Raw genomic sequence first — 4551 nt, forward strand, 5'->3', positions numbered from 1 at the left:
CCTCGGTGACATCAGGGAGATCCGGACAGGCGCTCTACTTCGCGGAACTCGTGGGTCAGGCCTGCTTCTCCTTGTCCAGGAGGAGCCGGACCGAGCGGTTCGACTGCCGGGCGACGTCGTAGACGAACTTGGGCATGTACATCTGCAGCGTCATCCGCAGGTAGCGCGTCAGGAGCCACGGCTTGACCTCGGCCAGCGGCGCCAGCGTCCCCGCCTCGCGGCGCGCCGCGAGGTCCCGGACGGCCGCAGGCAGCTCCGAGTCGGAGGTGTGCAGGTAGTTGTCGTCGAGCCAGGCGGGATCCGGCTCCGGGCCACCGGCGCGGAACGCCTCGGCGGCGTCGGCGACGTGCATCACGCAGCCGCTGCCGACGAACGGCGCGTTGAGCAGCTCGGCGCTGACCCCGAAGTCGTCGATGATGACGGTGGACAGGCCGAGGGCCAGCGACTCCATGGCGGCCGTCGAGCTCACCGTCATCAGCGCCGAACCGGGCTGGAGCCACTCCGCCATCGGACCGTCGACGAACCGGAGGATGTCGCTGCGGTGCCCGAGCCGGGCGTGCTCGGCGTCCCACAGCTCGTCGTACGGGTACGCCTCGTTGTGCGTCTGCCGCTCGCCCTTGCGGGCGCGGAGCTTGACGATGACCTCGAACTCGTCGTCGGCGAGGCGGGCGAGACGGTCCAGCAGGGCGACGCGGTCGGCCCGGCTCTCCGGCACCTTGGCCTGCGCGGCGAAGATGATCCGCTTGACCGGCTCGGTGCCGAGGCTGGCCGACATGTGCTCGAGGAACGGCAGGTGCGCCAGCGGCACGTCGGGGGTGACACCGTGCGCGGCGAACGACTCCCGGTAGGCGTCGATCTCCAGCCTGCTGTGCACGACGAAGGCGTCGCACCAGCGGCGCCAGCCGGTGCCCTTCGGCGTGGCGGGCAGCGCCATGCCGGGCAGGCCCGTGACGAGTGCGGGACGGCGCTTGCCCGTCGCGGCGACGATCGCGCGCGCCACGACCTCGGCGACAGGGCCGGTGGCGGCGATGAGCACGACGTCGGGCGTGTCCTCACGGATCTGAGCGGCGAGGTCCCGGACGGGCAGCACGGCGGGACGGACCACGGAGGATCCCGCGACGGCGGCGGCGATCTGACTGGTGGTCGGCGCGATCGGCGTCTTGACGATCACCGCCGAGCGGTCGAGACCCTCGTCGTCCGCCGGGCCGAGCCTGTCCAGCGTCGCGCATGCCCACTTGAGGTACGAGTCGCTGTCCGCGACCGCGAGCACGCGGATGGTCATTCGTTCTCCTCCGGGGAGTCGATCTCTGTGACGTCCTCGGCGACGGCACTGGCTTGCCGGGCGAGCTCGACGACGCTGGTCAGGTGTGCTCGGTGTTCGGCAGAGGCGCGCTCGGTCCACCAGTCGGTGGGTACGTCGAGCGCGGTGACGGGGACACCGAGTGGTGAAATGATAGTGGTCAACAGGATGGTGGACGTCGACGGCAGGCTGATCACGCGCTGTCCGGACCGCAGGCCGCGCAGCCGGATCTCCACGGGGGCGCCGGGTGCGTCGACGGTGACGCCGTCGATCGAGGCCAGCGCGGCGAGCAGCTCCGGCGTCTGGCGGCGGTGGGGGAGGTAGCGCAACGCTCCCTCCTTGGCCAGCGACCGGATCCAGTCGAGGTACCGGTCCGGGTCGATCAGCCCGTCGGCAGGCATGCCCGAGCCGACGACGATGGTGGGCTCCGGCATCGACTCGTCCGCGGGCTGCGCGGTGAGCCAGCCGAAGCGGTTGGGCCGTACGTCGAAGCCCTGGGCTCGCAGGCCGGCGGCCAGGTCGGGTGAAAGTGGAAGTGCGGTGAAGATCGTGACGCGGCCGTCGGCGGCCAGGGAGCGCAGGCGGCCGGCGGCCACGGCACCGAGCCGACGGCGGGGGGCCCGCGCGGGCTTGCCGATGCGGACCAGCGGGTCCTTGCGCACCAGGAGGCGGCACAGCTCGAGGGTCGCCAGGCCGTCGTCGACCAGCACCACACGTTCGGGCCGCCGCAGGGGGACCGTGGCCTGGAAGAGGCCGGAGAAGGCGTCGCCGACGAGCCAGACGGGTTCCCGGGCGGTCAGTGCGCTGCGCCGGCCGGCCAGGTCGAACGTCAGGCCTTCGGGAAGGGCGAGGCCACCTACGGCGGACAGGGCGTCGCCCAGGGCGGGGACGTCGTCGCGTACGTGGACATGGGTGTCGGTGCCGCCGTATCCGGCGGCGTGCGCTTCGACCGTGCAGAGCAGCTGCAGCGGCGACTCGACCAGGGCGCCGGCGACACGCGGGGACGCGGCTCGCGGGTCCGTGGCCCGAGGAGCGGGACGGGGGTGATGCACGCGGTGCAGTCTCTCACGGGAGCGGTCCGCCGAGGTCCAGAGGTGTGGTCCCAGGTGGCCCGAACAGCCCTCGGTCACCCTGCTAGGGTTCGGGACCGGCTAGGATCGAACGGCCGGAATGTCGCCGGCAGTGCCCCCGACCAGACAGGTATTTCCCCTACCGTGAGCACACCTACTACCTCCGCTGTGGCGCCCGGGGCGCCCTCCGCCAGCGGTGATGCGAAGCAGCCACCGCCGCCGCTCGTGCCGAGCACGACGTCGGCCGAACGGCTCGCCCTCGCGAAGCAGTACGGGCTACGGCCCCTGAACGTCCGCCCCCCGCTGGGCGAGTACATCCGTGATCTGACGAAGCGCTGGGCGTTCATCCGCGTCCTTGCCACGTCGACGGCCTACGCGAAGAACCAGAACAACTACCTGGGCCAGCTCTGGGCCGTGCTCAACCCGATCCTCAACGCCGGCGTGTACGTGCTGATCTTCGGGGTGATCCTGCAGCTCAGCCGCGACATGGACAACTCGATCGCGTTCATCGTGATCGGCGTGTTCATGTACCGCTTCATCGAGGCGTCCGTGACCGGCGGAGCCAAGTCCATCAGCGGAAAGACGCAGCTCCTGCGTTCGCTCCACTTCCCGCGCGCAGTGCTGCCGATGTCGACGGTGCTGTCGCTGCTGACCACGCTCATCCCCGCGATCGTGGTGATGTGCGCCATCACGCTGCTGAGCGGGTTCCTGCCGACCTACGAGATGATCCACGTGACGTGGTGGTGGCTGCTCCTGCCTGCCGCCGTGGCGCTGATGTGGATCTTCAACACGGGCCTGGCGTTCATCATGGCCCGTTGGGTGGCCACCACGCCGGACCTCGAGAACGTGCTGCCCTTCGTCATGCGCGTCGTGATGTACGCGTCGGGCGTGATCTTCCCCGTGACCGCCAAGCTGAACGAGCTGCAGATGGCCGAGCCGGCGAAGACGATCGTCATCGGCATCCTCGACTACCAGCCGGTCGCGGTGTACCTCTACCTGGTGCGCTCGGTGCTGATGCAGGAGGAGCAGTTCCCCCCGAGCGGCCTGATGTGGGCGCTCGGTGGTGCGTGGGCAGTGCTGTTCTTCGTGATCGGTTTCATCGTCTTCTGGCGCGGCGAGGAGAGGTACGGACGTGACTGAGGCCGACGACCACATGGACTTCGATCTCGAGGTCGAGCCGGAGGACGAGGGGGAGGAGGCGCTCGAGACCGATCTGGGCGAACCCTGCCTCGTGGTGGACGACCTGCACGTCGTCTACCGGGTCATCGGCGGCCGGGCCAAGAAGGAGGCCGAGAAGCAGGGCGCCGAGATCCGAGAGGTCAAGGTCAAGGTCCCCTTCTTCAAGCGGCTGCTCCAGTCGGGACGCCGGCACGTCGGCGCCGTGAGCGAGATCCACGCCGTGCGCGGTGTCTCGTTCACCGTGCGGCACGGCGAGTCGATAGGCATCGTCGGCGTGAACGGCTCCGGAAAGAGCACCATGCTCCGGGCGATCGCCGGGCTCATGCCGCCCCGGTCGGGCAGCGTGCACGTCTCGGGCGAACCGTCGCTGCTCGGTGTCAACGCGGCGCTCATGCCGCAGCTCACCGGCGAGCGCAACATCATGATCGGCGGCCTCGCGCTCGGGCTCACGCCCAAGCAGGTCGACGAGCGGTTCGACGAGGTGGTGGAGTTCGCCGGTATCGGTGACTTCGTCTACCTGCCGATGAAGACGTACTCGTCCGGCATGGGCGCGCGCCTGCGGTTCGCCATCTCGTCGTCCGCCTCGCCGGACATCCTGATGATCGACGAGGCGCTCGCCACCGGTGACGCCGCGTTCAAGGAGCGCAGCAAGGCGCGCATCGAGCAGGTTCGCGAGAACGCGGGCACCGTGTTCCTCGTGAGCCACTCGATCTCGACGATCGAGGCGATGTGCACGCGTGTGCTGTGGATGCACCAGGGCCAGCTCGTCATGGACGGTCCTGTGCGTGAGGTCGCCGAGGCGTACAAGAACTTCGTGCGGGCGCAGCGGCCGGGCCGCCGGACCATGAGCCCGGCGCGCCGCAGGGCGCACCTACGCAAGAAGGCGCGGGAAGAGGCGGAGCAGAAGGCCGCTGCCGAGGCGCAGCAGAAGGCCGAGGCAAAAGCGTAACCCGCGTGGTCGGTAGAACGTCAGGTGATCGGCATTCCAAGGTGCCGATCACC

4 protein-coding genes are annotated in these 4551 nt (G+C 69.8%); 2 read left to right on the forward strand and 2 right to left on the reverse strand.

Features of this window, described 5'->3' with window-relative positions; all coding sequences use genetic code 11:
- Positions 1–55: 55 nt before the first annotated feature.
- Positions 56–1282, reverse strand: coding sequence for a DUF6716 putative glycosyltransferase (locus tag ACFWE2_RS24585; RefSeq protein ID WP_377226832.1), 1227 nt, complete (start codon positions 1280–1282; stop codon positions 56–58).
- Positions 1279–2352, reverse strand: coding sequence for a hypothetical protein (locus tag ACFWE2_RS24590; protein ID WP_377226833.1), 1074 nt, complete (start codon positions 2350–2352; stop codon positions 1279–1281). The genes ACFWE2_RS24585 and ACFWE2_RS24590 overlap by 4 nt, the downstream gene beginning before the upstream one ends.
- A gap of 162 nt (positions 2353–2514) precedes the next feature.
- Between ACFWE2_RS24590 and ACFWE2_RS24595 the strand changes: the two genes are divergently transcribed.
- Both ACFWE2_RS24595 and ACFWE2_RS24600 read left to right on the forward strand, forming a co-directional pair.
- Positions 2515–3510 (forward strand): ABC transporter permease, encoded by a 996-nt coding sequence (locus ACFWE2_RS24595; protein WP_377226834.1) that lies wholly within the window; start codon positions 2515–2517, stop codon positions 3508–3510.
- Complete coding sequence (locus tag ACFWE2_RS24600; protein WP_377226835.1) at positions 3503–4498, forward strand: ABC transporter ATP-binding protein; 996 nt, start codon at positions 3503–3505, stop codon at positions 4496–4498. Before ACFWE2_RS24595 ends, ACFWE2_RS24600 begins: the two co-directional genes overlap by 8 nt.
- Positions 4499–4551 lie beyond the last annotated feature (53 nt).

It is taken from the genome of Promicromonospora sp. NPDC060271 (assembly GCF_042726755.1).
Classification (GTDB): Bacteria; Actinomycetota; Actinomycetes; order Actinomycetales; family Cellulomonadaceae; genus Promicromonospora.